Source organism: Amycolatopsis sp. cmx-11-32, assembly GCF_047608695.1.
Lineage (GTDB): Bacteria > Actinomycetota > Actinomycetes > Mycobacteriales > Pseudonocardiaceae > Amycolatopsis.
Map to the genome: position 1 here is coordinate 296,442 of NZ_JADNQN010000002.1, position 26,815 is coordinate 323,256.

At 68.5% G+C, this 26,815-nt stretch carries 27 protein-coding genes and 2 tRNA genes; 13 read left to right on the forward strand and 16 right to left on the reverse strand.

Annotated features, from left to right (window positions below):
- The first annotated feature begins 114 nt into the window (after window positions 1-114).
- Window positions 115-804, forward strand: a complete 690-nt coding sequence (locus ACM6LR_RS06095; protein ID WP_414936922.1) for a TetR/AcrR family transcriptional regulator — start codon at window positions 115-117, stop codon at window positions 802-804.
- Here ACM6LR_RS06095 and ACM6LR_RS06100 read toward each other — a convergent pair.
- Window positions 788-1,411, reverse strand: a complete 624-nt coding sequence (locus tag ACM6LR_RS06100) for a TetR/AcrR family transcriptional regulator (RefSeq protein WP_414936921.1) — start codon at window positions 1,409-1,411, stop codon at window positions 788-790. The genes ACM6LR_RS06095 and ACM6LR_RS06100 overlap by 17 nt on opposite strands.
- A 9-nt stretch (window positions 1,412-1,420) precedes the next feature.
- Entirely contained in the window at window positions 1,421-1,615 is a 195-nt protein-coding gene (locus ACM6LR_RS06105) for a hypothetical protein (RefSeq protein WP_414936920.1), read from the reverse strand.
- A 169-nt stretch (window positions 1,616-1,784) separates the two neighbouring features.
- Here ACM6LR_RS06105 and ACM6LR_RS06110 point away from each other — a divergent pair, with 169 nt between their 5' ends.
- Window positions 1,785-3,308, forward strand: a complete 1,524-nt coding sequence (locus ACM6LR_RS06110) for a 3-hydroxyacyl-CoA dehydrogenase (RefSeq protein WP_414943352.1) — start codon at window positions 1,785-1,787, stop codon at window positions 3,306-3,308.
- A gap of 63 nt (window positions 3,309-3,371) precedes the next feature.
- On the opposite strand, the gene ACM6LR_RS06115 is transcribed toward ACM6LR_RS06110, so the two are convergent.
- The 5 genes from ACM6LR_RS06115 to ACM6LR_RS06135 form a co-directional block, all read right to left on the reverse strand.
- Entirely contained in the window at window positions 3,372-6,194 is a 2,823-nt protein-coding gene (locus ACM6LR_RS06115) for a PQQ-dependent sugar dehydrogenase (RefSeq protein ID WP_414943353.1), read from the reverse strand.
- A gap of 87 nt (window positions 6,195-6,281) precedes the next feature.
- Window positions 6,282-6,701, reverse strand: coding sequence for an LGFP repeat-containing protein (locus ACM6LR_RS06120; RefSeq protein ID WP_414943525.1), 420 nt, complete (start codon window positions 6,699-6,701; stop codon window positions 6,282-6,284).
- A gap of 627 nt (window positions 6,702-7,328) precedes the next feature.
- The gene (locus tag ACM6LR_RS06125; RefSeq protein ID WP_414943354.1) at window positions 7,329-7,985 is read right to left on the reverse strand and encodes a L,D-transpeptidase; all 657 of its coding nucleotides are present in this window, start codon (window positions 7,983-7,985) and stop codon (window positions 7,329-7,331) included.
- Window positions 7,986-8,103: 118 nt separating this feature from the next.
- Complete coding sequence (locus ACM6LR_RS06130; protein WP_414943355.1) at window positions 8,104-8,988, reverse strand: serine/threonine-protein kinase; 885 nt, start codon at window positions 8,986-8,988, stop codon at window positions 8,104-8,106.
- The gene (locus ACM6LR_RS06135; protein ID WP_414943356.1) at window positions 8,989-10,650 is read right to left on the reverse strand and encodes an N-6 DNA methylase; all 1,662 of its coding nucleotides are present in this window, start codon (window positions 10,648-10,650) and stop codon (window positions 8,989-8,991) included.
- A 76-nt stretch (window positions 10,651-10,726) separates the two neighbouring features.
- Here ACM6LR_RS06135 and ACM6LR_RS06140 point away from each other — a divergent pair, with 76 nt between their 5' ends.
- The 6 genes from ACM6LR_RS06140 to ACM6LR_RS06165 all read left to right on the forward strand — a co-directional run bounded on the left by ACM6LR_RS06140 (window position 10,727) and on the right by ACM6LR_RS06165 (window position 15,400).
- Window positions 10,727-11,473 (forward strand): PP2C family protein-serine/threonine phosphatase, encoded by a 747-nt coding sequence (locus tag ACM6LR_RS06140; RefSeq protein ID WP_414943357.1) that lies wholly within the window; start codon window positions 10,727-10,729, stop codon window positions 11,471-11,473.
- 71 nt (window positions 11,474-11,544) lie between these two features.
- Window positions 11,545-11,632, forward strand: a tRNA-Ser gene (locus ACM6LR_RS06145).
- A 137-nt stretch (window positions 11,633-11,769) separates the two neighbouring features.
- Window positions 11,770-12,030, forward strand: a complete 261-nt coding sequence (locus tag ACM6LR_RS06150) for a hypothetical protein (protein ID WP_076156138.1) — start codon at window positions 11,770-11,772, stop codon at window positions 12,028-12,030.
- A gap of 3 nt (window positions 12,031-12,033) precedes the next feature.
- On the forward strand, window positions 12,034-12,279 hold the full coding sequence (locus tag ACM6LR_RS06155; RefSeq protein WP_414936912.1) for a hypothetical protein: 246 nt from the start codon (window positions 12,034-12,036) through the stop codon (window positions 12,277-12,279).
- Between the two features lie 15 nt (window positions 12,280-12,294).
- Complete coding sequence (locus tag ACM6LR_RS06160; protein ID WP_414943358.1) at window positions 12,295-15,036, forward strand: FtsK/SpoIIIE domain-containing protein; 2,742 nt, start codon at window positions 12,295-12,297, stop codon at window positions 15,034-15,036.
- On the forward strand, window positions 15,029-15,400 hold the full coding sequence (locus ACM6LR_RS06165; protein ID WP_414936909.1) for a hypothetical protein: 372 nt from the start codon (window positions 15,029-15,031) through the stop codon (window positions 15,398-15,400). Before ACM6LR_RS06160 ends, ACM6LR_RS06165 begins: the two co-directional genes overlap by 8 nt.
- 85 nt (window positions 15,401-15,485) lie before the next feature.
- Here the strand turns inward: ACM6LR_RS06165 and ACM6LR_RS06170 are convergent, their stop codons facing one another.
- Window positions 15,486-17,927: an endonuclease/exonuclease/phosphatase family protein gene (locus tag ACM6LR_RS06170; RefSeq protein WP_414943359.1), complete on the reverse strand. Its 2,442-nt coding sequence runs from the start codon at window positions 17,925-17,927 to the stop codon at window positions 15,486-15,488.
- A gap of 238 nt (window positions 17,928-18,165) precedes the next feature.
- On the opposite strand from ACM6LR_RS06170, the gene ACM6LR_RS06175 reads away from it, so the two are divergent.
- From ACM6LR_RS06175 to ACM6LR_RS06185, 3 genes are all read left to right on the forward strand, one after another.
- The gene (locus ACM6LR_RS06175) at window positions 18,166-19,257 is read left to right on the forward strand and encodes a BNR-4 repeat-containing protein (protein WP_414943360.1); all 1,092 of its coding nucleotides are present in this window, start codon (window positions 18,166-18,168) and stop codon (window positions 19,255-19,257) included.
- Window positions 19,254-19,403, forward strand: a complete 150-nt coding sequence (locus ACM6LR_RS06180; protein ID WP_414943361.1) for a hypothetical protein — start codon at window positions 19,254-19,256, stop codon at window positions 19,401-19,403. Before ACM6LR_RS06175 ends, ACM6LR_RS06180 begins: the two co-directional genes overlap by 4 nt.
- A 125-nt stretch (window positions 19,404-19,528) precedes the next feature.
- Complete coding sequence (locus tag ACM6LR_RS06185; protein ID WP_414936905.1) at window positions 19,529-19,699, forward strand: hypothetical protein; 171 nt, start codon at window positions 19,529-19,531, stop codon at window positions 19,697-19,699.
- Window positions 19,700-19,973: 274 nt separating this feature from the next.
- Here ACM6LR_RS06185 and ACM6LR_RS06190 read toward each other — a convergent pair whose 3' ends face one another.
- Window positions 19,974-20,420: a limonene-1,2-epoxide hydrolase family protein gene (locus tag ACM6LR_RS06190; RefSeq protein ID WP_414936904.1), complete on the reverse strand. Its 447-nt coding sequence runs from the start codon at window positions 20,418-20,420 to the stop codon at window positions 19,974-19,976.
- 93 nt (window positions 20,421-20,513) lie between these two features.
- Between ACM6LR_RS06190 and ACM6LR_RS06195 the strand changes: the two genes are divergently transcribed.
- Together ACM6LR_RS06195 and ACM6LR_RS06200 are read left to right on the forward strand one after the other, a co-directional pair.
- Complete coding sequence (locus ACM6LR_RS06195; RefSeq protein WP_414936903.1) at window positions 20,514-21,068, forward strand: DUF305 domain-containing protein; 555 nt, start codon at window positions 20,514-20,516, stop codon at window positions 21,066-21,068.
- 42 nt (window positions 21,069-21,110) lie between these two features.
- Window positions 21,111-21,198: transfer RNA gene (locus tag ACM6LR_RS06200), tRNA-Ser, on the forward strand.
- Window positions 21,199-21,287: 89 nt separating this feature from the next.
- On the opposite strand, the gene ACM6LR_RS06205 is transcribed toward ACM6LR_RS06200, so the two are convergent.
- The 7 genes from ACM6LR_RS06205 to ACM6LR_RS06235 form a co-directional block, all read right to left on the reverse strand.
- Complete coding sequence (locus ACM6LR_RS06205; protein WP_414943362.1) at window positions 21,288-22,655, reverse strand: tyrosine-type recombinase/integrase; 1,368 nt, start codon at window positions 22,653-22,655, stop codon at window positions 21,288-21,290.
- An 18-nt stretch (window positions 22,656-22,673) separates the two neighbouring features.
- Entirely contained in the window at window positions 22,674-22,892 is a 219-nt protein-coding gene (locus ACM6LR_RS06210) for a helix-turn-helix domain-containing protein (protein ID WP_414943363.1), read from the reverse strand.
- A gap of 991 nt (window positions 22,893-23,883) precedes the next feature.
- On the reverse strand, window positions 23,884-24,093 hold the full coding sequence (locus tag ACM6LR_RS06215) for a hypothetical protein (RefSeq protein WP_414943364.1): 210 nt from the start codon (window positions 24,091-24,093) through the stop codon (window positions 23,884-23,886).
- Window positions 24,094-24,232: 139 nt separating this feature from the next.
- Window positions 24,233-25,480 (reverse strand): AAA family ATPase, encoded by a 1,248-nt coding sequence (locus tag ACM6LR_RS06220; protein ID WP_414943365.1) that lies wholly within the window; start codon window positions 25,478-25,480, stop codon window positions 24,233-24,235.
- 220 nt (window positions 25,481-25,700) lie between these two features.
- Window positions 25,701-26,072, reverse strand: coding sequence for a hypothetical protein (locus ACM6LR_RS06225; protein ID WP_414943366.1), 372 nt, complete (start codon window positions 26,070-26,072; stop codon window positions 25,701-25,703).
- The gene (locus tag ACM6LR_RS06230; RefSeq protein ID WP_414943367.1) at window positions 26,069-26,491 is read right to left on the reverse strand and encodes a hypothetical protein; all 423 of its coding nucleotides are present in this window, start codon (window positions 26,489-26,491) and stop codon (window positions 26,069-26,071) included. The genes ACM6LR_RS06225 and ACM6LR_RS06230 overlap by 4 nt, the downstream gene beginning before the upstream one ends.
- A 1-nt stretch (window position 26,492) precedes the next feature.
- Window positions 26,493-26,762, reverse strand: a complete 270-nt coding sequence (locus ACM6LR_RS06235) for a helix-turn-helix domain-containing protein (RefSeq protein ID WP_414943368.1) — start codon at window positions 26,760-26,762, stop codon at window positions 26,493-26,495.
- Between the last annotated feature and the right edge of the window lie 53 nt (window positions 26,763-26,815).

Below are 26,815 nucleotides of genomic sequence, written 5' to 3' on the forward strand. Positions count from 1 at the left end.
GTCTCCCCGAGCTCTTCGAGAGCGATGCTCTCTATTGAGAGCCGTGAACACCAGAACAGTGCATCGCGTCGAGAGCACTGCTCTTTTTCAGGTGCGATGCTCTACAGTGAGAGCATGGCCGCCACCCAGACCGCGCGCGAACGCGCCCGCGCCGAACTCACCCGCGAGATCAAGGACGAAGCCCGCCGCCAGCTCGCCGAAGTCGGCGCGCTCGGCCTTTCGCTCCGTGCCGTCGCACGGGAGCTGGGCATGGTCTCGTCGGCGCTCTATCGGTACTTCTCCAGCCGCGAAGAGCTGCTGACCGCCCTGATCGTCGACGCCTACAACGCCGTCGGCGAGGCCGCGGAAGACGCCGACGACACCGGGAAGACCCCCTTGGCACGGTGGGAGTCGATCTGGCACGCGGTCCGTGCCTGGGCGAAGACGCACCCGCACGAATACGCGCTGATCTACGGCTCGCCGATCCCCGGCTACCAGGCCCCGCAGGACACCGTCACTCCCGCGGGCCGGGTGGCGTTCACACTGGTCGCGGTCCTGCGCGACGCGAATCTGCATGTCGAAACCGAAGCCGGCGAGATGCCCGTCGAACTGCTGCATCAGCTCGACACCGTCACCGAGACCCTCAAGATCAACCTGGCCCCCGAGACCGCTTCCCGGCTGATCATGGCCTGGACCCAGCTGTTCGGGATGATCAACTTCGAGCTGTTCGGCCAGTACGCCGGCACCGTCGACCCGCCGGACGCCTTCTTCGCGCACGGGATCCGTCAGATGGCCGAGTTCACCGGGATCAGGATGACCGGCTGAGCGCGGTCCACGACCGCATCAGCAGCTGGACGGCGTCCACCACGTCCTCGTCGCCGGTCCCCTCGGGACTGAGGAAGCGCTGCAGCAGGAGCCCGTCCTCGAGCGCGTGCAGGATCAGTGCGAGGAAGGCCGGGTCAGCGGGCGGTTCCACGCCCCGTACGGCGAGTTCGGTCTTGACCGAGGTCTCCAGCAGCGCCCTTGTCGACTTCTCTCCTTCGCCGATGAGCGGACGCGCCTCGGGATTCCGCAGCGCGTAAAGGGCCAGCTCGGTGCGCAGGGTCAGCCAGCCGTCCAGGTGTTCGGCACGCTCGACGTTCCACGCGCGCAGCCGGTCCATCATCTCGGCGAAGGAGCCGACACCGTCGCGCAACGCGATGACTTCCTCGGCCTCGCGCTGGGTCCGGCGGCGCAGCAGTTCGACGACCAGCTCGTGCTTGCCGTCGAAGTTGCCGTAGAAGGCGCCGCGCGTGAACCCGGCCCGTTCGGCGATCTGCTCGACAGAGGTGCCATTGACCCCGCGTTCGGCGAACAGCTCGGCGGCCGCCGTGAGCAGACGCTGTCTGGTCCGCTCGCGGCTTTCCTCCCGCGTCAAGCGTTTCGCCGTCACACGACGATCCTAGAGTTCGCGACTGTCCTTACGACCGGCCAGCCACACCCCACCGGCTAAGACGGCGACGGCGACCAGGACGGCCAGCGCGGTGAGCGGCCACAGCGCCTGGCTCGCGAAGAAGGCGGAAACCGCGCCGAAGAAGACGGCGACGAGGAGCAACGGCGTGGTCCGGACGGCTGCGGCGGCGGGGACGGTGGCCATGGGAGGTTTCCCTTCGGGGTGGTACGCGGAACACTCGGTATTCACGGAGGAGACCTCGCCGGCGCGGTGGCCTTACGCCGGTTAGGGCACGGATCACCCTTCCGGGCGAGAAACCCACGTGGCGGCTAACGTCACGCCAGGGACGACATCGAGGGAAAGGCGGCTCGCGGTGGAGAAGTGGGCGGAGCAGGTCGGCAGGATCCGGGTCATCGGAACCGGGGTGATGGGCCGGGGCATCGTCCAGCTCGCCGTGACGGCGGGGCTCGAAGTCGAGCTCGCCGACGCCCGGCCCGACGCCGTCGGAGAGGCCATCGACCACGTCGGCGCGATGCTCGACAAGCTCGCCTCGAAGGGCAAGATCACCGAGGACGCCGCCGCCTCCGCTAAAGAACGGCTGATCGCGGTCGACGGTCCGCTGGCCCCCGCCCACGGCGTCGACCTCGTCGTCGAAGCGGTACGTGAGGACCTGGAGATCAAACGCGCGCTGTTCACCGAACTGGAACGCGTCTGCGGCCCGGACACCGTCTTCGCCACCAACACCAGTTCGCTTTCGGTCACCGAGATCGCCGCCGCGCTCGCCGATCCCGGCAGGTTGCTCGGCCTCCACTTCTTCAACCCGGTCCCGCTGATGCGGCTGGTCGAGATCGTGCCCGGTGCGCGGACCGCGGGCTGGCTGCCACCCGCGATGATCGAACTCGTCCGCGGCTGGGGACACGAACCGGTGCTCGCGCGCGACGCACCGGGCTTCCTGGTCAACCACGCCGGCCGAGGGCTGGGCACCGAGGCACTGCAGATCCTCGCCGAAGGGATCGCGACACCGGCCGAGGTGGACCGCGTCGCACGTGACGTGCTGGGGTTGAAACTCGGCCCGTTCGAACTGCTGGACCTCACCGGTCTCGACGTCTCGCACGCCGTGCTCGAAAGCATTTGGAGCGGCTTCCACGGTGAACCGCGGCTGCGGCCGTCTTGGCTGACTCGCCCGCGCGTCGCCGCCGGGCTGTTCGGGCGCAAGAACGGCGAGGGCTTCTATCGTTACGTCGACGGCGTCCAGCAGGCCGACCAGGAACCGTTCGCCCCGGAAGCGCCGACGACGCCGGTGTGGGTCGAAGACGAACGTCTCGGCACGCTGCTGTCGTCGGCGGGGATCCAGGTCGTGCACACGGCCTATCCGGACGCGGTCCTGATCGTCAGCCCGGCCGGTTCGTCCACCGTGGACGCCGCGCTGGCCGCCGGTCTCCCGGCGGACCGGGTCGTCGGGGTCGATTCCCTCGGCGGCTACGGGAAACGCCTGACACTTTCGATCCACCCCGCGCTCGACCCGGCCGCCGGCCGCACCGCATGGGGCGCGCTCGCCGCGACCGGGCTGCCGGTCACCGTGGTCCGCGACGGTCCAGCCCCGATCGCGCAGCGGCTGCTGGCCTCGATCGTCAACACGGCCTGTTTCCTCGCCGGGCAGCGGCTCGCGACGCCGGAGGACATCGACACCGCCGTCCGGCTCGGCCTCGGCTACCCGAGGGGACCACTGACCTGGGGCCAGGAGGCCGGCCCGGAGCTCGTGCTGCGGGTCCTGCGCGGACTCGTCGCGAGCACCGGCGACCAGCGCTACCGGCCGAGCGGCTGGCTCACCGAACGGGTCGCGCTCGGCCTGCCGCTCACCTCGGCGGGCACCTCACCGGCGGACCTGCTCCCGTGAGTGCAGGAAGGCCCCCATCCTTGCGCCAGGCGCAAGGATGGGGGCCTTCCTGCACTTCAGTGGTTACCAGCGACGGTCGGTCACCGCGCCGTTGGAGGCGTTCCAGAACACGTATCCACCCTGGAAGTTGTTCTGCCGCCCACCGGAGACGGCGATCTCGTCGGTCGTCGGGTACCTCAGGTACGAGGCCTCCCAGCCGAGCGCCTCCCACCGCTGCCGGATGGCGCCGTAGATCGCGTGCGCGTCGGTCTGCATCGTCCAGTAGACCGACCCGGCCTTGGTGAAGTGGTTGTACCGGCCGACCCGATCCGGCGTCATCGACTCGTCGGTCGACGGGTACCCGAGGGGACCCGCTTCCCAGCCGAGCTCCGCCCACTTCGCGCGGATCCGGCCCCAGATCGCCCTGGCGTCGGTCTGCACCGTGTAGTAGATCGAGGCGTTCTTGCTGAAGTGGTTGTAGCGGCCGATCCGGTCGGGCGTGACGTTCTCGTCCGTGGTCGGGTAGCCGAGTTCACCGGCCTCCGCGCCCAGTGCCTTCCACTTCGCCCGGATCCGGCCGAACACCGGATGCGCGCCCGTGTTCACCGTGTAGTAGATCGACGACTGCATCTTGCCGGGCCACACCGGGAAGTCGTTGTAACGCCCGATGGTGTCCGGCGTGGTCATCTCGTCGGTCGCGGGCGGGCCGAACTCCGCGTGACCGCCCATGGCGAGGTACTTCTTGAGGATCTCGCCCTCGATCCGCTTGACTCCGGTGTCCTTCGACCAGTAGAGCCGTCCGCGCTCGTAGGTGCGGAAGCGGACCGTGCCGTCGACGGCCTCGGGTGCCGTCGGCGCACCGAGTCGTTGCGCCAGCGCGGGTTCGTCGCGGTAGCGCTTGTCGATCGGCGTGATGTAGTTCGCCGTGATCGTCAGGTCGGTGGTGCCCATGGTGATGTTGTCCAGCCGCCCGGTGGCCCCGTTGGACCAGCCGGTGAAGGTCGACGAACCGTCCGAAGCGACCTCGGCCGCCTGGATCTCCACGGTCGCGCCTTCGACCACCATCGCCGAAGCCGCCCCGCCTTCCGGCGTGATGCCGAGCGCGGCGGCGACGTTGCTGGTCAGGGTGAGCCGGTGTTCCTTCGGCTTCGCGGCGTAGGTCTTCGAAACCTTGACACCGGCGCTGTCGGTCGCCGACGCGGTGAACTCCAGGTTGGAGTCCGTGTGGTCGGTGAACGGCATGGTGAACTCGGGACCGGTGCCGCCCTGGTCCGGATGCGCGTGGCAGACCGCGTTCTCCGGGCAGTGCCGGACCAGTGTGGTCCACGTGACCGGGAGGGCACCGTCCTCGGTGTCGGTGATGGTCGCGCCGACCTTGACCTCCTCGCCGACCGCGAACAGGCGGTCACCGGGGTCAGTCATGGTGAGCTTCGGCGAGTGGTTTCCGGGCGCCACGGCGATATCCGTGCTGCCGGACGCCTGCAGGCCGTCCTTCACCGTCAGCTTGGCGGTGAACTTCTCGGTGCCCGCCGCGTAGGTGTGGCTCACCTTCGCCCCGGTGCCGGTGGTGCCGTCGCCGAAGTTCCACTCGTAGGTCAGCGGTTCGTTGTCGAAGTCGTAGGAACCACTGCCGTCGAACGAAACCGTGCGGGTTTCGGGGTTCGTCTCGGAAGTGGCCACCGCGACCGGCGCCTTGTTCCCGGTGGTGTAGCTCAGCCGTCGCAGCTTGCCGCTGTAGATGTCGGCGTAGACGACGTCACCGTTGGCCGCGGCCAGGAACTTGACCGGACCGCCGATGCCGGTGAACTTCGGCGGCGTCTCCTGCTGCCGGACGACCCGGCCCTGCGTGTCGTACTTGGCCGTCCACAGCTTCTCCGTGGCGTAGTCGCCAAAGAAGTACGCGCCCCGGTATTCCTCCGGGTACGACTCTCCACTGTAGACAATGCCGCCGGTGACGCTGTTGCCGTTGTCGATGCCCTGACCGTGGCGGATCGCCAGCATCGGCGGCGTGTTCACGGCCGAAGCACACTGCGGCATCGCGGAGAAACCGTCAGCGGGCTGGTTGCCTTCGAAGCACGGCCAGCCGTGGTTCGCGCCCTTCTGGACGAAGTTGACCTCTTCCCAGGTTCCCCAGCCGACGTCGCCGACCACCGGGAGACCGGTGCTGGCGTCGAGGCTGAACCGGAACGGGCTGCGGAAGCCGCTCGCAAAGACCTTGGAGCGCAGCGAGTTCGGGGTCGCGGCGGTGTAGTACGGGTTGTCCGGCACGCCGGCCCCGTCGGAAGTGATATGGAAGATCTTGCCGAAGATCTTGTCGAGGTCGCGCACGTTCAGCGCGAACGGGTCGGCCTGTCCCTGGAACCGGGAGCTGTCGCCGGTCGAGACCCACACCGTGCCGTCGGGGGCGGCCACGACACCGGTGATGCCGTGGATGTCGGTGTTGGCGGCGCCCTCGATGAGCACCTTCTCCGCGGTCAGCCCGGTCGGCTCGGCGTTGCCGGACACCTTCCAGCGCGACGCGCGCAGGGCGATACCGCCGCCGGCGACGTCGACCGCGCGGGCGGTGTAGACCGTGCGGGAGGTGGCGTAGTCGGGCGCGATCGCGATCCCGACCAGCCCGAGGTCCCCGGTGTTGTGGACGGGCAGGTTGGCGATGTTCTGGACCTGTCCGGTGGTCGACACCCAGGCGACGTTGCCGCCCTTTCCGGTGCTCAGGATCGACCCGTCAGGCAGGTAGGCGAAGTCGGTCAGGTCGTATGCGGCCTGCCCGCTCGGCTGGTCACGAAGGACGAAGCCGGGTGGCAGCGTGGGCGCCGCGGACGCCACTGTCGACGTCAACGGCACCAGCAAGGTCACTATCAGCAGTGTCACGAGGGCGTGACAGAGCGCACGGAATCTCGAAGGCATGCAGAAGCCCCTTTCCCCAGTCGAACGTCTCATCGACGGGGTCGAGGTGGACATTTCACACTTTCGGGTGCCTTTATCGAACTGTGATCACCAGCGTCGGTCGATCACCTGCCCTGCGCTCCGGTTCCAGGTGATCTGGCCGGCCTGAAAGCTGCTCCGACGTCCGATGGGGATGGTGAACCCGTCCGTCGCCGGGTAGCGCGGGTGCGGCCGCTCCCAGCCGGGCGCGGCCCAGCGCTGCCGGATCGCCTCGTAGATCGCGTGCGAGTCGGTCGGCATCGTCCGGTAGATCGCGTCCGCCTTGGTCGAGTGGATGTAGCGGCCAATGCCGTCCGGCGTAGCCGACTCGTCCGTCGTGCGGTAGCCGAGCGGGCCCGTCTCCCAGCCCAGTGCCGCCCACTTGACCCGGCTCCGCCCGTCCACCGGACGCGCGCCGGTCGGCGGTGTCCGGTAGATCGAAGACCGCAGTGTGCCGGGCCGGTTCGGGAAGTGGTTGTAGCGGCCGATGCCGCCGGAGTGGAGGTCTCGTCGGTCGCGGGCGGATCGAACGTCCGGTGCCCGCCCCGCGCGAGGTACTTCGCCAGGATCCGGCCCTCGATCTGCTTCACGCCGGTCTCGGCGCTCCAACAGAGCCTGCCGCCCGCGCACGGTGAGGCGCGCGGTCGCCCCTACGACCTCGGAGGCGTAGGCGTGGATGTCGGCGTGCACGAGGTCGCCGTTCGCCGCGAACTCGACCGGACCGCCGATACCGATGAACTCCGGCGCCTGGGCGAGCCTGCCCTGGCCGTCGTAGGTCATCGTCCAGATCTTCTGCGTGACGTAGTCGCCGAAGAAGAACGCGCCCTGGTTTTCATCCGGATAGGATAGTCCATTGTAGATGATTCCGGCGGTTACGCTGTTGCCCTCGTCCACCCCGGAACCGTGGGCGAGTTTCCTTCCCAGCAGGGCCAGGTGTTCCAGCCGACGGCCGGCGGGCCGAGGCGTGGATCGAAGCAGAACCGGAACGGGCTTCGGTAATCACTAAAGAAACCTTCGAGCGAGCGCAACGCGCCTACTCATGGCTGCGGTGAAGGAAGCTTTCGTCGCATGGCATGCGGGGATGGCGTCCTTCGCACAGTAAGGGACGGTCATTCTTCAGGCCACGACCTGCACCACGTCACCGCTCTGCAGAGTCGTGAAGTACTTCTGCGAGGCCGCCGCGGACAGGTGGAGGCAGCCGTGCGAGTACACCGAGAGACTGCCGGTGTGGAACGCGATACCCGGCAGGAAGAACACCGAGTTCGGCATCGGCGCGTCGAACTGCTTCGAGTGGTAGTTCTTGACCTTGGCCGAAACGTGGAAGACACCGGTCGGCGTCGCGTGGCCCTTCTTGCCGGGCAGTTGCTTGACCGGGCCGTAGATGACCTTGCCGTCCTGCAGCAGCCACGTCTTCAGCGCGGAGAGATCCACGCAGGCGCTCACGCCCGGCGAGGCCAGCGCGGCCTTGCACGGAACGTCGGCGGCGTTCGCGGCGGGCTTGGCCGCCGGTTTCGGCGTGGGCTTCGGCGTCGGCTTGGGCTTCGAAGACGACGACGGTTTCGGCTTGGAACTGCTGCTGCTGCTCGGTGTCTGGGACGACGTGGCCGGCGCGGCGGACGTGGAAGACGGCACCGACGTGGTCGTGGTCCCGCCCGCCGAATCGCCTTGCGCGACGGCGCCGCCACCGGGCGTGCCGCCGCCGGCGTCGCCGGAGCACGCGGTCAGCACCAGTGCCGTGGCCAGTGCGGTCACCCCCACCAGGAACTTCTTCACGACCCTTACCCCCCATTGTCCGTAGTGCGGCTGCCATGGGTATAGACGGAGCTCACCCGTCAGGGGTTGTGGGCCACAAGGTCACGATCCCATCTCGGAGCCGTCGACCTGCGGGAATTCACGGCACGCGGCCGACGACCCGCGCGTACATCCTGCCCGGATTGGCGCCTTCGTCCAGATAGCCGGGCAGCGGCGGCAGGTCCCGCGCGAACACGGCCAGCCGTCCGAACAGTTCGTTCGCATCGGACGGACGCCGCTCCGGATCCTTCTCCAGCAGCTCCGCGAGCAGGGCGTTCAGTCCATCCGGGACACCGTCCACTTCGGCCGGACTCTCCTTGACCTGCTTCTCGAACACCGCGTACGCCGTCGGACCGGTGAACAACTGTTTACCGGTCAGCATTTCGTGCAGGACACAACCCAGCGCGTACAGATCACTGCGGGGCCCGGCGATCCCGCGCTGGATCTGCTCGGGCGCCATGTACGCGGGCGTGCCCAGGATCTGCCCGGCGCGGGTGAACTGGGCGACGTCGGTCTCACGCAGCATCGCGAGCCCGAAGTCGAGCACCTTCACGTGGGCGTCGGGACACAGCATCAGGTTGGTGGGCTTGAGATCGCGGTGGCAGATGGACAGTGCGTGCGCGGCGGACAGCACGGCGCTGGCCTGCGCCGCGATCGCGGCCGCCCACGGCACCGGCAGTGGCCCGTGCTCGGCGGCGAGATCGGCGACGGTCACGCCCTCGATGAACTGCATGACCTGGAACAACCGCTCGTCATAGGTCCCGAAGTCGTACAACGTCGGCACGCCCGCGTGTTCCAGCGTGGCGAGGATCCGCGCCTCGCGGATGAAGCGCTGTTCGAGTTCGGCGTCCGGACCGCCGGGGAGCCCGAGGAACTTCACCGCCACCCGGCGGCCGAGATGCCGGTCGTGGCCCGCGTAGACCGCGCCCATCCCACCCCGGCCGAGCGGCAGCTCGTCGAGTTCGTAGCGATCGGCGATCAGCACCTAATTCTCCGGCTTGAGCTGTCCTTCAGTGAGCCCGGCCAAGCCTAGTCGCACCAGCTCCAGGCCCGATTCCGCCGCCTCACGCAGGGCGTCCTCGAAGGCGGCGAGCCGGGTGAACGCTTCCCCGCAGGCCCGCTGTGCCTCGATCGGAAGGCGCGGGATCCGGGTGCGTTTGAGGTCGATCCTGGTCGACGAGGTCGGCGCGATCTGCCCGGCCGCGCGCAGGCAGCCGGCGAGGAACGCGGCGTCCAGCCGATCGGGATCGGTGCGGTACTTCGACATCGACGGCTCCACCACGATCGAGTCTCCACTGTGGACATACGCGGGCACGGCGGGCGACGCGACGACGTCGCCCTCTTCCACCGATTCCGGCACCGTGAGCACCCCGGATTTCAGCAACTCGCCGATCGTGGTGAAAACGGGCTTCTCGTCGGACACCGCCAGCGACGGCGGCTCCGGCCGGATCCCCTCGAAATGCCGCCGGACTTCAAGGAAGGCCTCTCCCGCGTGTTCGTCCCGCGCCTGATGCCGGGCAGGGGAAAGGTCGATCTCCTCGTCGAGCAGCTCGATGATCCGGACCGCGCCCGGCACCTCGGCGCCACGCAGATGCTCCCGCCACTGTTCCTCCACAGTGGACGGATCGGCCAGCAGGAGCAACCGGGACGGCGGCCGCTCGCCGGATTCCGGGCGGCGCAGCAGCCAGAGATCCGCGCCGCCGACCGTCACGATCGCGCGCAAGGCCCCGGCCCGCAACAGGTTCCCGCGGATCCGGCGCCCGGTGCGGCGCGCGGCGGCGGCGGGCGGCATGCGGATCGCGACCAGCCCGCCGGGCTTCACATGCGCGAGACAGTGCTGCACCCACGCCAGTTCCGGTTCGCCGCGCGGCGGCTGGCCGTACTCCCAGCGCGGGTCGCCGACGAGTTCGTCGTAACCCCATTCCCGATCGTTGAACGGCGGATCGCAGACGACGGCGTCCGCGAGAAGTCCTTCGTAGGAGTCCATCGGCAGGGCGTCCGAGCCGTACATCTCCATGTCCGCACCTGCGAGCAGCAGCCGGTGCGCCGCGATGCACGAGATCGCCGGGTCGTCGGTCTGACCGAGCAGCCGGGAGCCGCCGGAGGCGAGCAACAGCGTCCCGAGCCCGCACGCGGGATCGAGCACGACGCCGGGTTCGGGACCGATGAGCCGGGACATCAACGCGGCCACCGGTTCCGCCGTGACGGACAACTGACGGGAGTGCGCCTCGACGTAGCGTTCGCACAGGAACTCGAAGGCCTCGCGCGCACCCACTTCGTCGGCGAAGCGGTCCAGGAGTTCGAGTAGCTCGGGATCGTCGTAGCGGGGCGAAAAATCCCACTCCTCCCCGGAGCCCCGGCGCGACAGGAACGTGCCCACCCTGCCGACCCGCGAGCTCAGCCACAGGTCGTCGCCGAGGTTCCGCAGCCGTTGCCAGATCCGATCCCCGAGCGACACCTCGAACGGCTTCCCACGCTTACGCAGCCAGTTTTCGACGTCGAGCAGCGAAAAGAGGGGGCTGGACGCCGTCCCGCCGACAGGCGGCGGAAAATCTCCGTAACGTCGACGCCAGTTGCTCACCGCGGCGCGGCCGACGCCGGCGATGTGCGCGATGTCCGCCGCGCTGACGGTGGCTTGCTCCTCCATCGGCGCATCGTAACCGACAGCTGACCATTCCAGGTCTTTATTTGTGAACTCAGTACACAACTGCTTTACTAGGTCTATGACGTACACCCTTCGGTACGCGGCCGGCTCGGACGTCGGTCGGCGCCGTCAGGTCAACCAGGACTCGGTCTACACCAGCGCCAGGCTGCTCGCGGTCGCCGACGGCATCGGCGGCCAGCCACACGGCGAGGTGGCGAGCGCCGAAGCGGTCGGCGTCCTCTCCAGGCTCGACACGGATCTTCGCGACTTCGACCTCGGGGAGGTCGACCTGGTCGAGGTGCTCACCGGAGGCCTTCGCACCATCGCCGACCGGCTGGCCGCGACCGCCGAGCGCGAACCGGAGACGCGCGGCATGGGCACCACCCTGACCGCCCTCCTGTTCGACGGCGCGCACTTCACGGCCGCCCACATCGGCGACTCAAAGGGGTACCTCCTCCGCGACGGCACGCTTCGGCGCTTCACACGCGACCACACCCTCGCGCAGGCGCTCGCGGACGACGGGCGCATCGACCCGTCAGAGGTCGAAGGGCACCCTCGCGGCTCACTGCTCATGAAGGCACTTCTGAGCTCTGGCAGCGGCGAAGCGGACATCTGGGCCTTCGACGCGGCTCCCGGAGACCGTCTCCTCCTGTGCTCAGATGGATTGACGGCAACGGTTGTCGAAACCGTTATCAAGGATGTCCTCGGCGCCTTCCAAGACCCCGCCGAGACCGTCCCGAGGCTGATCGACCTGGCCAACGAAGGCGGCGGACCGGACAACATCACCTGCGTCGTCGCCGACGTCCTGGCACCCGCGGCCGCCTGAGTCCCGAAGCCGCGAACGCAGGTCAGACCCGCCTTCCAAGGACCGAATGGGCATCCGGTAAAGTTCTCCACGGAGGATTGGCCGAGCGGCCTAAGGCGCACGCTTGGAAAGCGTGTTGGGTTCACGCCCTCGCAGGTTCGAATCCTGTATCCTCCGCCATCGGCAAGGCCCCGGACGTTCCGACGTCCGGGGCCTTGTTGATTAGTTAGCAGGACCTTCACTTAACAGAGTCAGTTGATCACGCTAAGTTTAACAGTGGTCGTTCCAGCCCCCGACGTCCCAAGGAGTCCGCCAAAATGGCCGGAGTCGAAGAGATCCGCGCTGGTATCGCGCTCGCGAACGAGAAGTCGTCCGCGAGCATCGCCGCACTTCAGCAGGCAGCGCAGTCTCTCGAAGAAGCCCAGCTTTCCCTTTCGCAGGCCACCCAGGGCAGCAGCCAGCACGAGGTGAGCCAGGCACACGGGCTTCTCGCCGAGGCACTGCAGGGCATCAACGGTTTGGTGAGCACCATCCAGGCGGGCATTTCGTCGGCCGAGTCGTACTCGACCCGCCTCTAGAGCATGTACCTCGAAGAACTGCACCAGCTGCTGACGGTCGTCCAAACCGGCCTCGCCGACGGACGTGCTCATGCCGAGCGGGCGAGAAGCCTGCTCGAGGAGTCCAGGCGTGCCCTTGTGGAACCACAGGCCCAGGCCGTGCCATGGGTGCCGTCGCAGCTGGCGCAGGCCGACGAGGGAATCGAGAACCTCCTGACGCGCCTTTCCGCCGCTGACGACCTGGTCAGCGGTTACCAATCCCGCCTATGAGATCGGCGAGCCGGCATGGGCAGCAAAGCGAGTGAACAGCGCAATCGCGTCATCACGGCGCTGGAACGGGTCCGGCATCAGATCGGGCTCGTCCTCGGATCCGCCGCCGGTGCCCGCCAAGCCGCCGAGGCGGAACTGGCCAAGCTGGAACTGGAACAGCACATCGTCCGGGTGGGGATGAACAACTCCACCTCGGAGCAGCACGCCGAATGGTCGCGGCATCCGGCCGCCGCCGAGGTGTTCAACCTGCTCGGCAACGTGCGAGGCCAGTTCTACGCCGACTGGGAAGCCGGGCCGAACGCGCTGCGCGATCTGGTCACCGGCAACGCGCCGGGACCGGCGGGTCAGCAGCCGGGCAACTGGCTCGGCCGCGTCGGCGGGAATCCCGGCATCACCGCACCGGGGCTGTGGCGCGTCGGCTCGGCGACCGTGCCGGGCAAGGACGTTCCGCGCACCTTCGACGTCGCGATGCCCCTGCTCGACGAGTCGCATCTGTCCATCACCTCGGCGCCGAAGACCCGGCCCGCGGTGGACGGCATCGTGCAGAACCTGCTGATGCGGGTGCTGAGCACGTTCGAACCCGGCGCGGTGCGCGTCCACCTGTGGGACGTCGGGCAGCTGACCGCGATCCTGCCCGACCTGTACCCGCTGAGCCGCACCAGCGCGCTCACGCTGTACGACCCAGGGCGGCTTGAGGACCTCCTCGACGAGCTGGCCGGGCACATCCGCCGCATCCACGCGACCGGGATGCAGGCGGGACATACGTCGCTGCGGGAGATCCGGCAGGCGAGCGGCCAGCGCGTCGAACCGTTCCGCGTCGCGGTGCTCTACGGCAACGGGGAAACCCTCGAACCGGAACGCGCCCGCGAACTGAAACGCGTCGCCACCGGGGCCCTGGCCGCCGGGATCTGCCTGATCATGATCGACGTGCCGACCGCGCTGTCGACGTCGGTCGAAACCTTGAGCCTGCTCGACGACCGCCGCGCGATCAGCAGCATGACCGGTACGGACCTGGTCGTCGACCTCGATCCGCCGATGCCGTCCGGACAGGTCATCCGGGCCGCCGGGCGGATCGCCGAGGCGCTGATCGCCAGACAGGGCGGGCCCCGCTCGTTCGCCGACCTCCTGCCGACCGAGCTGGGCAAGGAGAGTTCGGCGCGGGAACTGCGGGCGCCGGTCGGCTTCTTCGAGGGCGAAGCGGTGGAGGTCGTCATCGGCGACGCCAGCCCGCACGTGCTCATCGGCGGGCCGAGCGGTTCGGGGAAGACGAACTTCCTGTACTCGCTGCTCGGCAGCCTCGCGGCCCGGTACTCGCCGGACGAACTCGCGCTGTACCTGCTGGACTTCAAGGAAGGCGTTTCGTTCGCCGGGCTCGCGCCGGGGCGGCGGGACGCCAGCTGGCTGCCGCACGCCAAGCTCATCGGGGTCAACGTCAACACCGACCGCGAGTTCGGCCTGGCGCTGCTGCGGTACCTCGCCGACGAGCTGCGCCGCCGGTCCGCCGCGGCGAAACAGCACGAGGTCATCAACCTCGCGGATCTGCGCGAGCAGGACCCCGGCGGGCACTGGCCGCGGATCGTCGCGGTGATCGACGAGTTCCAGTACCTGTTCGCCGGCCGCGACGGCGTGACCGCGACCGCGACCCAGCTGCTGGAGGACATCGCGCGGCGAGGCCGGTCGCAGGGCATCCACCTGGTGCTGGCGAGCCAGGACGTCGCCGGGATCGAGGCCTTCTGGGGCAAACCGGCGGTGTTCGAGCAGTGCACACTGCGGATCGCGATGCCGAAGGCGCGGCGTGTGCTGTCCGAGACCAACAACGCGGCGGTGTCCGCGCCGAAGTGGCACGCGGTGATCAACCACGATTCCGGTGTCGCGCACGGGAACCAGCTCGCCCACGTCCCGGACGCGAGCAGCAAGGACGTGTTCGTCAAGCTGCAGCACCGGCTGTGGGAGCGGTATTCGGAGTCGTTCAAGCGGCCCCGGCTGTTCGATGGGGCGCATTCCCCGGTGCTCGAACAGTTCCCGGCGTTCAACGAGCTGAAGCCGACGAAGAAACCGCGGGCGCTGCTGGGTCAGTCGATCGACGTCGACGAGGCGGCCTGCGGGGTCGACCTGCCGAAGGCGCCGGGACGGAATATCGCGGTCTTGGGTGCCGCCACGGCGGAGGCACTGTCCATCATGGACTCCGCCGCGCGATCCTTGGCTCGCCAGCATCACGACGATTCGGTGGAGTTCGTCCTTTCGTGTCCCATCGAAGCGTCCTTCCAGGCGGTGTCCGAGTTGGCCGAACGATTGGAAGCGGAGGGACACCGTGTCTCGCTGGAGGACGATTTGCCCGCCCGGGTAATCGATATCGCGGCGAACTTGTCCTCTTTGGACACTCCGAAAGTGTTGCTGTTGTATGGCGTCGACGCTTCGATTCCCGCACTGGAGGCCAAGGCGCCCGGGCAGCTGAAGAGCGGCTTGGACCAGCTGAGGGTGCTGCTGAAACAGGGTCCGTCGCACGGCGTCCACACCATCGGCTGGTGGCGCAGCATCGCACGCTTGAAGGACACGCTCGGTTTCGCGGGCACCGACGACATCGGTACCTGGGCGGCACTGGACGTCCAGGGCAACGAACTGTCGCCGTTCGCCGCCGGGCAGGTCGTGCACTGGTCACCGCGGCCGGGTCGCGCGCTGTTCTTCGACCGCACCACCCACGGCGCCCCCGAGGTGATCATCCCGTTCCAGCGTCCGGAAGGGCTTCTCGATGGATGACGGCATGACCGCGGCCATGCGGTACAAGGAGATCGTCGCCCTCGCGCGCGCTTCGGCGGAGAACCTCCGCAACTGGGAGATCGGCCACGCGGACGAACTGGAGGCCCGGCTCGCCGAGGCGTACCAGGCCGTCGCGGACGCCGCCGAACGCGAGCAGCGGGCGGTCGACCGGGCCTCCCGCTGGTGGAAGATGGCTCAGCACAACGTCGCAGGTCTCAACTGGCTGCCGGACGACGAAGACCCGCAACCGGTCCCGACCGCGCGGGCCGGGTACCTGGAGCGGTACCTGGAAGAGGTCAAGCCGAGCTACCAGGAACTCGTGCAGGCCGTCCTCTCCCTGGGATGGCGCGCGAAACGCTCCTAGACGCGCCCCCCTCGCCCGCGTTTCGTCCTCTAGTTGCGGTCCTTGCGCGTGCAACTACCGCAACTAGAGGACTACTTGCGGCGGGTTACGGCTTCGGGAGGTACGGGCCGAGGATCTTCTCCAGGTAGTCCGCCAGGTCGTAGAACGCGTCCTGGACCGGGTTGCCCGCGCTCGGCCGGAACCGCAGCACCTGCGGGTCGTGGTCGCTCGCCTGCTGCGCGAACTCGGCGTTCAGGTGCACGACGTCGTAGTCGGTCCCGCGCGGCGCCTTCGACGCCAGGATGTGGTCCAGCACCTGCGACTGGCCCTCGAAAACGTAGCTGTACCGCTCGTTTTCCGGCAGCGACGCGATGAAGTCCTTCAGCGCGCCTCCGGCGGTCAGGGTCTTCACCGCGGGCGAGAACGGGTAGTCGTTCAGGTCACCGGCGACGACGATGTTCGCGTTCTTGTCCGACGCGAGCAACTCGTCGACGAAACCGCGAAGCACCGTCGCCTGCTTCGCCCGCTGCACCTCGGAACTCCGGACCGGCGGCTGGTTGCGGCCGTGGGTCGGCTGGTCGCCGCCCTTGGAGTTGAAGTGGTTCGCGATGACGAACACGGTGCGCCCCTGGAAGACGAACTCGCCGACCAGCGGTTTGCGGCTGGCCTCCCACGCCTCGTTCGCCGGGTCGACCCGGCCGGGGGAAACGGTCAGGTGGGTCTTGCCGCGTTCCTTGACCACGCCGACGGGAGTGGTCGAGGTGCCGCCCGGTCGATCCACAAAGGACACACGAGCCGGGTTGAACAGGAAGCCCACGCGGATGTTGCCACCCGGCTGGCCGCCGTCCTTGCCGTTCTCCGGGTCGATCTGACGCCACTCGTAGCGCGGGCCACCGGCGGCGGCGATGGCGTCGACGAACTTCCGCAGCGTCTGCTCCGCGGCGACGGTGCCGTCGTTCGTCGGGCCGTTGTTGTCCTGAATCTCTTCCAGGTTCAGGATGTCCGGCTTCGCCAGGTTGGTGGCGACGGCCTTGGCCAGCTCGCCGAACTTCTCCGCACCGTCCAAAGCGGACAGATTCTCGACGTTGTAGGTCGCCACCGAAAGCTCACCACCGCGCTGGGCACGGGTGCTCTCGCGCTTCAGCCCGTTGTCCTTGGTCGCGCCCAGCTTCGTCGCGAACAGTGTGTAGCCGCCGAAGTTGCTGTACTCGACCGGGCCGGAGGTCTCGCCGGTGAGCACGTCGCCGGTGTTGACCTTCGGGAACGGCACCTCGGCGAACGGGATCAGCGACGCGACCTTGAGCACGCCGGTGTTGAGCCGGTCGTAGCCCAGGTACACGGCGCCGCCACGCACACTCGGGTTCTGCTTCGGCTTGGTAGTCACGTAAAGCTCGTTGAACGACGACGTCGGGCCGACGACGCGAGCGTCGGAGACGCTGACGATCTCGCTTTCGTGCGTCTCCCAGAAGTCCAGCGAGTACTTCGCGGGCTCCAACGGCAGCGGTTCGATGCTGCCACCCGGGGCGGGGGCGACGGTGTCCGGGACCGACTCCGGCGTGACGACGGTCGCCGCGGGCAGCGCGTTTCCGCTCGAATCGACCGTCCACCGCGCGCTCGTCAGCTCGGTGAGCGACTGGTACGGCGATGTGGCGGGCGCGTCCGGGTAGAACTCGCGGACGGTGCCGGAGGCGGTCACCGCGTCACCGACGGCCACGGCGGGCGTGGTCGAGCCGGTGAAGACGAACAGGCCCTCGCTCGTACGCGGGTCGGCGTCGGGAGCGGTGTCGGTGATCCAGAACCCGCGCGCCGAACCGAAGCTCCGGATCGCGGTCACGACACCGGTGACCCCGGCGACCTTCTGGTCCTTGAACGGCGAGATTCGGGTGCTGCCCTGGATGTCGTGGATCTTCGCGTTCACCGGCGGCGGGCCGGTCTCACCCGGCGTCTCGCCCTTGCCGTTGGTCGGGGTGGGCGCGCCGGAGGTGAAGTCGGCGGCGTTGTCGTCGGTGTCCGCCAGCGTCGTCGCCCTGGCGACGGAAGCGGTGTTGGACGGCGCGGCGGCCGCGGCACCCTCGCGGATGGTGGCACCACCGAAGCCGACCAGGTCTTTGATCCGCGGGTCTGCCGCGCAGTCGGCGGCGGTCTTGCAGGTCAGCGCCGAGGTGCCCTGGACGAGCGCGATGGTGCCGGCGGTGGCGGACAGCGGGATCGCGCCCGTGGCGTCCGGCGTCGGCAGGGCGACGGTGCCGCCCGCGCCCTTCGCCTGCGCGACGAGGTACCGCGCGCCCGGCGCGACACCGCCGGTCAGCGGTGTGACCTGCCAGCTGTTCCCCGACGCGGGCGCGTACTGGACGCTGAAACCGTCGAGGCTCACGGCCGCCGCGCCGCGGTTGGCGAGTTCGACGAAGTCGTTGGTCAGCGTGGCGCCCGAATTGCCGCCACCGCCGTAGACCTCGGCGATCACGGCGTCGGCGCTGGGCGCGGCGAGCGCGGCCGGAGCGGCTGTGATGGCAGCACCGCTCAAGACCAGGCCGGAGGCGACGGTCACGCTCAGGGCCCGTCTCCTGGCAGCACGGCGGGATGTGGTCACGCTGAGTCCCCTCTTCGCAAGATCGGTCGAGGAATACTCCCCCGGACAAGTGAAATGAGGAAGACGACGAGACAACGATTCGTGACAGCTGGGCCCTTCGGAGTCACACTTTCGTCGTTCTCAGGGCTGGTTTTGCCTCGTTCTCCGATGAGAGGTTCAAGATCCGCCGCCTGCCACGTACCCAGGAGGCGTCTTCATGCGCAGACTTCTTTGCGCGCTCATCCCTCTTCTCGCGGCCGGTCTCGTGACCCCGGTTTCCGAGGCGGCGGAGGCCGAGTTCGAGGTGATGACCCCGGCGAGCACGGTCGCGTCCCGCACCGACCGGCGGCCGAACGCGGGTGGCACCTACGACCCCGTCGCACGCAAGACCTTCATCTCATGGTCCGGCAAGGCCGCGGACACCCACGTCCAGGCCTACGACCACCGGACCGGCGTCTGGACCGCGCCGAAGAAGATCGCCGACGGCGAGTCCGATCCGCACAACTACCCGACGATGCTGCTCGCCGGCGACGGCCACCTGCTGATCTTCCTTGGCATGCACAACACGCGCACCGTGATCAGCCGCGCGCCGCTCGCTCATTCGCTGGACGGCACCTGGACCGGCACGGAGGTTCCCGCGGGTGCCTCGGCGAGCTACCCGATGCCGGTCAAAACCGCCGACGGCACGTTGTTCGTGTTCTACCGCGAGACGACCAACGAACTCGATCCGAACGCCAACCCTGACTTCCGCCCGATGAAGTACATCGCGTCCCGCGACAACGGGAAGACCTGGAAGAACTCCGTACAATTGACCGGGAAGCAGTGGGCGTTCGGCTCGCTGGGCCGGGCCGACCACATGGACGAGATCTACGTCGGCCAGCTGCGGTACCTGCCGTCGTCCGGGCGGATCCAGTTCGTCTACACGCTCGCGGGCGGCGGGCCGTCGCAGCACAAACACGACGTCTACCACCGGAACGTCTACTACCTCTCCTTCGACGTCCGCACCTTGCGCTTCTTCTCCGCGGCGGCCTCAAGTCGCCGGACGACGTCCTGCAGGTCGGCACGCAACGCGACGGCAAGCCGTTCGTCACCTCGTTCCAGTTCGACGCCGCGGGCTCGCCACGTGATTTCGCGGGTGCGTGGAACGGCCGGAACTGGGAAGTGCGCGAAGTCGCGAATGGACTCCGATTGCGTGAGATCGAACCGCTCAATGGCGGCACTTGGCGCGTTTACGGAACCCGGGACGGACAACCGCACATCGAAACGTTCTTGCTCGAGAACGGGCGTCATCGGAGACCGGAAACCTTGATCACCACACCGAAACCGGTCCAGCGCGTCGAAGTGATCGCCGGTTTCCGGGGCCCCGCCCGCATTCTGGTGACCGGCGCGTCCAGTGCGCGTGACGTCTCCGTGGCCGACGGTGACATTTGTGTCGCGGGAACGCCGCGCAAATAGTCCATTCGAGTTTCCCTGCCTTAAATAAACCTCAAGTCCGGGTACGACCCGGCATTTCCGGAGTTACCTTTGGCGACGTGAGCGAGGACACAAATCCTCCCTCACGTCGCCGGAGGAGGTGTCCGATGGGCTGGCTCATCGCAGGTACCGCACTGATCCTGCTGCTGGGGATCGCACTGGCCGTCGATCTGCGCGACCGGAAACGGGGCGGCCGTCCGATGGCCCACTTCAGCGGAGCACGGCTCGACACCGTGCTGCGGGAGGCCGACCTCGGCGATCGGCACCTGACCTTCTGACGCTCACCGGGGAGGGTGAGCGGGGGGAACTGGGGGCGCACCGCCGGTGCACGGGACCCGTCGGGGGAGGACGGAGCCCGTACGCCGGCGGTGTGTCATGTCCTGGTCCGTGCCGCAAGTAGTCCTCTACTTGCGGCAGGCAGGGCTCGCGTCAGTACCGCTTCGGCCGCCATCCCGGGTGTCCCGAAAGCCACTTTCGCGACGTCTGATGTCCCGAAAGTGGCTTTCGTGACACGGCCACTGGGCAGTCGCGGTAAGTACCGCTCCCGTGCGGTCAGCGCTCCAGTTCCTGCCGCGCCCGGTACTTGCCGATGAGCGACTTCGCCCCGGCGACGGCGGCCTTGCCCGCGCCCTTCGCGCTCGCGGCCAGGAACGTCGTCCAGTCGAAGTAGTCGCGCCACAGCACGATCCGGCCGTCGCGTACTTCGAACGTGCCGCACACCCAGAACTCCGCCTCCCACGAACCGCGCCGCAGCACGTCGGTGCGCTCGGTGAGCACGATCGGCCCGTCGGCGGCGATGTGGTGGGTGCGCGCCTCGAACCCGCTGCCGTAGCGAGCCAAGGCGCGCAACTGCTTCTCCACCGCCGAGAGGCCGCGAGCCGGGGGAAGCGGGACGTTCTGGTAGACGATGTCGATCGCCACGAAGCTCAGCGCGCGGTCGATGTCGAGCTCTTCGAGGGCCTGAAGGAAACCGGTCACCACGGTCTTCGGATCCGTCATGCCCACCGAGGCTAATCGGTTTTTGAACCGGCGGAAGGTCACAGCCGTATCACAAGACGAAGGGGCCGGTTTCCCGTGACTACGGAGGTATCGATGCGACGGCGACCGCCGATGGTTTTGCTGGGGCTGCTCGCCTGGGTGCTCGCGGGCTGCTCGACGGCCACGAGCGCCGCGCCGGCGGCTCAGGGCGCCCCAGGCGCCAGCCAGGCCGACATCACGTTCTCCCAGCAGATGGTCCCGCATCACCAGCAGTCGATCCAGGTCGCGAACCTGGCCTCGGAGCGGTCGGCGTCCGAGTTCGTGAAGGCCACCGCGGCCAAGATCATCAAGGCCGAGTCGGCCGAGGTCCAGACGATGACCGGCTGGCTGCGGTCGTGGAACGCGGCCGTGCTCCCCGCGGCGGGCCACGCCGGGCACTCGATGCCAGGGATGATCACCTCGGGGCAGGTCGCCTCGCTGCAGAACCTGACCGGCGCCGAGTTCGACAAGACGTGGCTCCCGCTGATGGCCGAGCACCTGCGCAACGGCGTCGCGATGGCCAAGACCGTGCTGTCGTCGGGCGAGCACGCCGAGACGAAAGCGCTGGCGCAGGAGATCGTCGAGAACCAGACGGCGGCGATCGACGAGATCACCGCGCAGATTTCTTGACCCCCTGAAGACCCTCCTACGCCCTCCGGTATTGTTCTCGGCGGTGGCGTGTCCGAGCGGCCGAAGGAGCACGACTCGAAATCGTGTGACGGCTAATAACCGTCCGTGGGTTCAAATCCCACCGCCACCGCTCTCAACAGGCAAAACGCCCGGCGACCCACAGAGGGTCGCCGGGCGTTTTGCCGTTGGGGTCTCAGTTCGGGTCTCAGTTGACCCCTGTCAGGCAGGCACGAGGGCGCCCGCCGGGCCGTCGTCGTCCTCCTCTCCGTCGTCGTCCGGAACGGCCCACATGTGGGCGCCCACCTGGTCAGCCACGGCCGTGGCAAGCTCTGTGTTGACGTGCATGTACCGCTTGGCGACGGCCGCGTTGGACCAGCCCATCAGCTCCATCACGGCGGGCAGCGGGACTTTCAGCTCCAGCAACACCGTGGCTGCCGTGTGCCGCGCGTCGTGTAGCCGCGCGTTCCGGACGTCGGCCAGGCGCAGCAAGGCTTTCCACGCCCGGTTGTCCGGTGTCGGGTGGGTCGGCCTGCCGATGGGCGTCGCGAACGCCCAGCCGCCTTCCTCCCACATGTCGGCTGCTGCGTGGCGCTCCTCCTCCTGCTGTGTCCGGTGCGCCTCCAACGCCTCGATGACGGGCTGAGGGATGCCGATGACGCGACGGCCTGCGCTCGACTTCACCTCGCCGACAACCAGGCCGCCGCCGTAGCGCTTCGGGCAGTAGGCCCCGTGCTCGTGTCCACAGTGGTCATCGGGTGAACAACCGTGCTGCCAGTTCAGCTGTTGGATCGAACGGCGAATCGCCATCGTGCCGACGCCGCGCCGAGTCGGGCATTCCTCCGCGCGGAGTTTCCGTCGGCACGGGGCACCTCGCTCGCACCCGTGTTTCCAGGTGATCGTGACATCGGACCATTTCAGCCCAAGCGCCTCGCCGCGCCGCAGGCCGAGTGACAGTGCCACGATGAACCGTGCGCCATTCCGCAATTCACCAGCGGCCGTGATGAGCTTCCGCGCTTCCTCGCGCGAGAACGGCACGATCTCCTCGTCCGGAACACGGGGCGGCTTAGCGATTTGCGCCGGGTTTCTGGTGAGGTGACGGCGTCGAACGGCTTCGTTCAAGGCAGCTCGAACCGTTCGGTGCGCGAGGTGCACGGTGGCCGGTTTGAGCCCTTTTTCCCTCATTATCTTCACGTAGGCGGCTTCGAGGTGTTCCGGCTGCAATTTGTCCAAGCGGTGCGCGCCAACGCTCGGAATAAGGTGCTTGTATACCGAGGCGCGATAGCCCACCATCGTCGTGAGTCGCACGGTAGGCGCCGCGATGTTCTCGACCCAGTGGGTAAGCCACTGCTCGACCGTCTGGCTACGGCCCGGTTTCCTTACCTCGCCGGAATCACGCTGCTTTTCCAGTTCGCGTACGGCGTCGATAACCTCACCTTCGGTCTTCCGCTTGACGTGTCGCCTGTCGGGCTTCCCGTCGTCGCGGATCCCCACGGTGACGCGGCCGTGCCATTTCCCGTCCTCGCCGAAGTAAATGGAGCTTGCGCCGTTCGGTCGGCGTGTTCCCTCGGGTCGTTTCTTGCGTGGCATGTCGTGTCCCCCTCCTGATCAGGCCGCTTGTGCGGCAACGGATAGCTGTTCGATGTATGCCGCGATGGCGGCGGAGGGGACGCGGCGCAGGTGTCCTATGCGGACGGTCGCGATGTGTCCGGCCTTGATCAGGGCGTACATGGTGGTCCGGCCGATGGAGAGCCGCTTGGCGGCGGCTTCGACGGTCAGGAGGGTGCGCGGCGCGTCGGCCGCGTCGGTGATGTGGGGCGTGTGCATGGGATGCGGCTCCGTGGTTCGAGCGGGCGGGGTCGCGTAGGTGTCACGGTCGTTCTCCTTGGGTTGGCGCGGGCCGGGGTGGCTCGCGCAGCTGCGCGCAGCGCGCGGGGTGGGTGACAGGTGTGACACCGCGTTCCGGGCAGGGGTGTCACTGCTGTCACGGGGGTGTCGTGTCCCCCTCGTATCCGCCTAGCGTTGCTGGGGCGGAGGTGTCCGGAACCCTGGCTACGGGCCGGTTTCGTGGGTGTGTCCCGAGTGGACGCTAGACGCTAGGTGCCTGGTCGTCGGCGGTTTCGGGTGCTAGCAGGGACGCTAGATCTAGCGTCGGCGGACGCTAGCTCGGTGCCGGGCGCTAGCGCCGGGTTAGGTCGCGGCCGTCGCCGCGACGTGGCGTTTCCGGGCGGTTTCCACCCGCGCGAGAGTGGAGCTAACTTGCTAACCCGCCTAACTTCCCGCTGGCCAGCAAGGGTTTCCGGGACCTAACCCGCCGGGTTAGGGATCTAACCCGGATACCGGCGGCCTAACCCGCCGGACGGCCAGGGAGGGAGGCGCGCGAGGGGACCGGGAACCGGCCTCCCCGGGCGTTCCCGCGTCGTCGTCGGCGGTGCCTCCCTGCCTCCCTCGGATGGGTTCGGGCTGGTCGGGCGGGGGAGGGTGACTGGGGAGGCGGTCAGGGAGAACTCCCTGCGGTCCGGTTGCCTCCCTTGCTGCCTCCCTGCCGTCGCGCGGCTAGACCTAGGCCCCGGCGGGGTGGTCGAGGTGGCGCGTGAGCTGCGCATGGGGGTGCCTCCCGTTCGGGGGTCTAGGTGCCTAGGTGGCTGGTCAGCGGGTACGGAGGGGTCTAGGGGCGGGGTCTAGACCTAGACCCGGTGCGGTCTAGCGGCGCCGCGTCGGCGACCACCTCGCGCAGCTGCGCGGCGCTGGCGTGGGTGATGCGGACGGCCGCCGACGCGTTGGGCATGGGCGAAGCCTCCTTCCTGGTCTTGTTCGGTCAGGCGCTCTGCCGGGGCAGCGGGACACCGAGCGGGGACACGTCGGTGACCTCGCGGTAGACGACGGTGCCGACGTAGATGGCCTCGCCGTTCGGGGCGACGCTGAACACGGGCACGAAGTAGCGGCCGTCCCCATCGGTCAGGATGTGCACCCGGTCGGCCGGGGGCTGCGCGTCGCCGTGCTGGTCGTGGGAGTCGGGGCGGGTCATCGGGTTCCTCTCGGATCGTGGGGTAAGCGGTCAAGGGAGCAAGGGCGCAAGAGCGCAAGGGGCGTACGAGGCAGGAACGTGCGCTCTTGCCGTGCGCTCTTGCCGTGCGCTCTTGCCCGGCGGGGCGGGAAGGGCGCAGCTAGGAGGGCGGGTCTGCCTCCGTGCGCTCTTGCGCCCTTGCGCTCTTGCCTTCTTCCTCGCTGTCGGCCGCGTCGTCGTCGGCGGGCAGCTGCCAGTACCAGCGCTTGCCGACCTTCTTCACGGTGATGGGCGTGTTCTTCTTGGCGTTCTTGAGCTGGTCTTCGCTCCAGTTCCCGACTTCGGCACCGGCGGCGTAGAGGTCGTTTGCCCAGGTCGGCTCGTCGCGTCCGGCCAGGAACTCCAGCAACCACGCTCGTGCCAGCTCGCGTTCCTTGCGTCGGTCGGTTTCCTCGCGGCTGGGTGGTGCGTCGTCGAGCAGGTCGTTGACGTGGACGTTGGTCTCGCCGGTGATGACCATCTGGCCCCACTGGGCGGGGCCTTCGGCGGTGTCGAGTTCGACGGACTCGACGACGTAGCGCAGCGACGGGACGTCGAGCTTGCCCAGGTTGTTCTTGACCTGGGAGATCACGCACGAGCCGTCCCCGTCGCGGGTGTTGCGCGCGAACGCGATCACGGCGCGGGCGACGGCGGAGAACGCCCGGCCGCCCATGATCCGTGACAGGACGTCGGTGCCGCTGGCCTTGTTGAAGTGGGCCAGGCCGAAGATGGTGCATCCGGTCTGGTCGGCGAGCTTGGCCAGCGGTTCGAGCCCGGTCCGTAGGTCCCGGTCCGCGTGCGGGTTGATCTTCTCGTCCAGCACGGAGATGAGCGGGTCCACGATGAGCAGCGCCACATCATGCGCGGTGATCTCCGAGGCCATCGCGTCGCAGTCTTTGGGCAGCGACAGCGGCAGGGTCATGCCGCCGATGTGCTCGACCTCGACCCGGAACACGCGGTTCATGTCGGCCCCGGCGACGACCAGCCGTCCGGCCAGGGTGCGTTCCCAGCTGTCCTCGGTGGCGGCGTAGATGACGCTCTTGGGCTGCCCGTAGTGCTCGCCGGGCAGCTCGCCGAGCGTGACGCGGGCGGCGAGCCACGCGCAGAACAGCGACTTGCCGATGCCCTCGCGGCCGGGGCCGATCGTGATGGCGCCGTGTGGCATCCGGCCGTCCCACAGCCAGAACGTCGGGCGTAGCCGGATACCGGCGGCCGGGGTCAGTCGGACCCGGCGCGTGGTCGTCGGCGGGGTCGACTCGTAGGGGTCGTGAACGGGGTCCGGGAACGGTTCGGGGTCCAGTTCGTGAACCCCCGGGTCGGGTCCGTTCACGGGCCACAGGTGGCGCCCGTTGGCGTCGGGGTGGGTCACTGGTGAACTCCCTTGCGTCGTTCATGGCTCGGGTCGATCGGGGTCGATTCGTGCAGGTGGCAGGTGTCGTGGACCCGGGTACGGCTGTTCGTGAACGGGGTCGATCGGGTCGAGTGGTTGGGGTCCCCGGACCGGTGCGGCGTTCATGGCCACGGTGTGGCTGGCGGTTCGAGCACACCGGCCCGGGGATGTTCGTGGGTCGACCCGTGCGCGGGGTCGATCAGCGCGGTTCGAGGTGGACCTTGCGGCACAGCTCCGCCGCGTCGCGAGTGCAGCGGGACTGGAACCCGGGCGGGAACACGTCGGTCTCGTTGCCGACGTGCCAGCGCTCGACCATGCGGCACAGCTGACCGCGTCCGAGAGCGTGCACGCCGCGCAGGACACGGCGCGCCGCGTCGTCGGGCAGGGTCCCGAACCGGCTCACGTAGTCGTCGCCGTGCGCGAGGGCAAGCGCAAGCTCGTCTTCCGAGAGCACGATCGGCGCCGGGGCATCCGCCGGCCAGATCCCAATCCGGCGGACCGGGCCGTCCGGCCCCGCCCCGGCGTGGGCCGGGGCGAGCCGAACGCCGCTGCGCGTCACCATCGCAGTCATCGCGCGGCCACCAGGTCCCGGCGGGGCGCCCGGCAGGACCGACGCGGCGCCGGGGCGCCGTAGAGCTGCGCGACGCGTTCGCGGATGAAGCTCAGGTGCTCGAACCCGTCCGTACCCGGGGTGATCTCGACCAGGCCGAGACGTTCGCTCTCCACAGTGGACACCCCGGCGCCGAGCATGGTTTCCAGCACGATCCGGTGCACGTAACCCGCGTCCGCGAGCACGTTGCGCAGCTCCTCAAGCGGGGAGTCGTTGAACAGGAACCAAATGGTGGCGGTGATGTCCTCAAGGGACAGAGGGACGGTCAGGGTCGCGGTGATGGTGGCCGGGGTGCCGTTGGCCTGGCGGTGCACCGGGATGAACTCGGTGGTGTGCCCGCCGATGGTGCCCGGCGTCATGGTCGTGTCCAGGGTGAACATGTCAGGCCACCTCCGCCGCGTCGTCGGTCTCCGGGTCGTCCAGGGCTTCGACGGACGCGCCGTCCTCGACCAGGTGGTAGGCCGCGTCCGCGCAGTCGCTCAGCCAGATGTTGACCGAGGATCCGGGGATGCGGAGGGCGCCCTTGCCGGTGCCGATCTTCAGCGCGTCCAGCGCGCCGGACTCGATCGCCCGGTAGATGGTCGACCGGTGCACGTCCAGGGCCTCTGCGAGCTGCTTGACCCGGTACACCCGATTACGATCGAACTGCATCGTGACTCCCAAAGGTTTCGATGTAGGCCCCGGCCGGTGTGGCTGCACCGCCG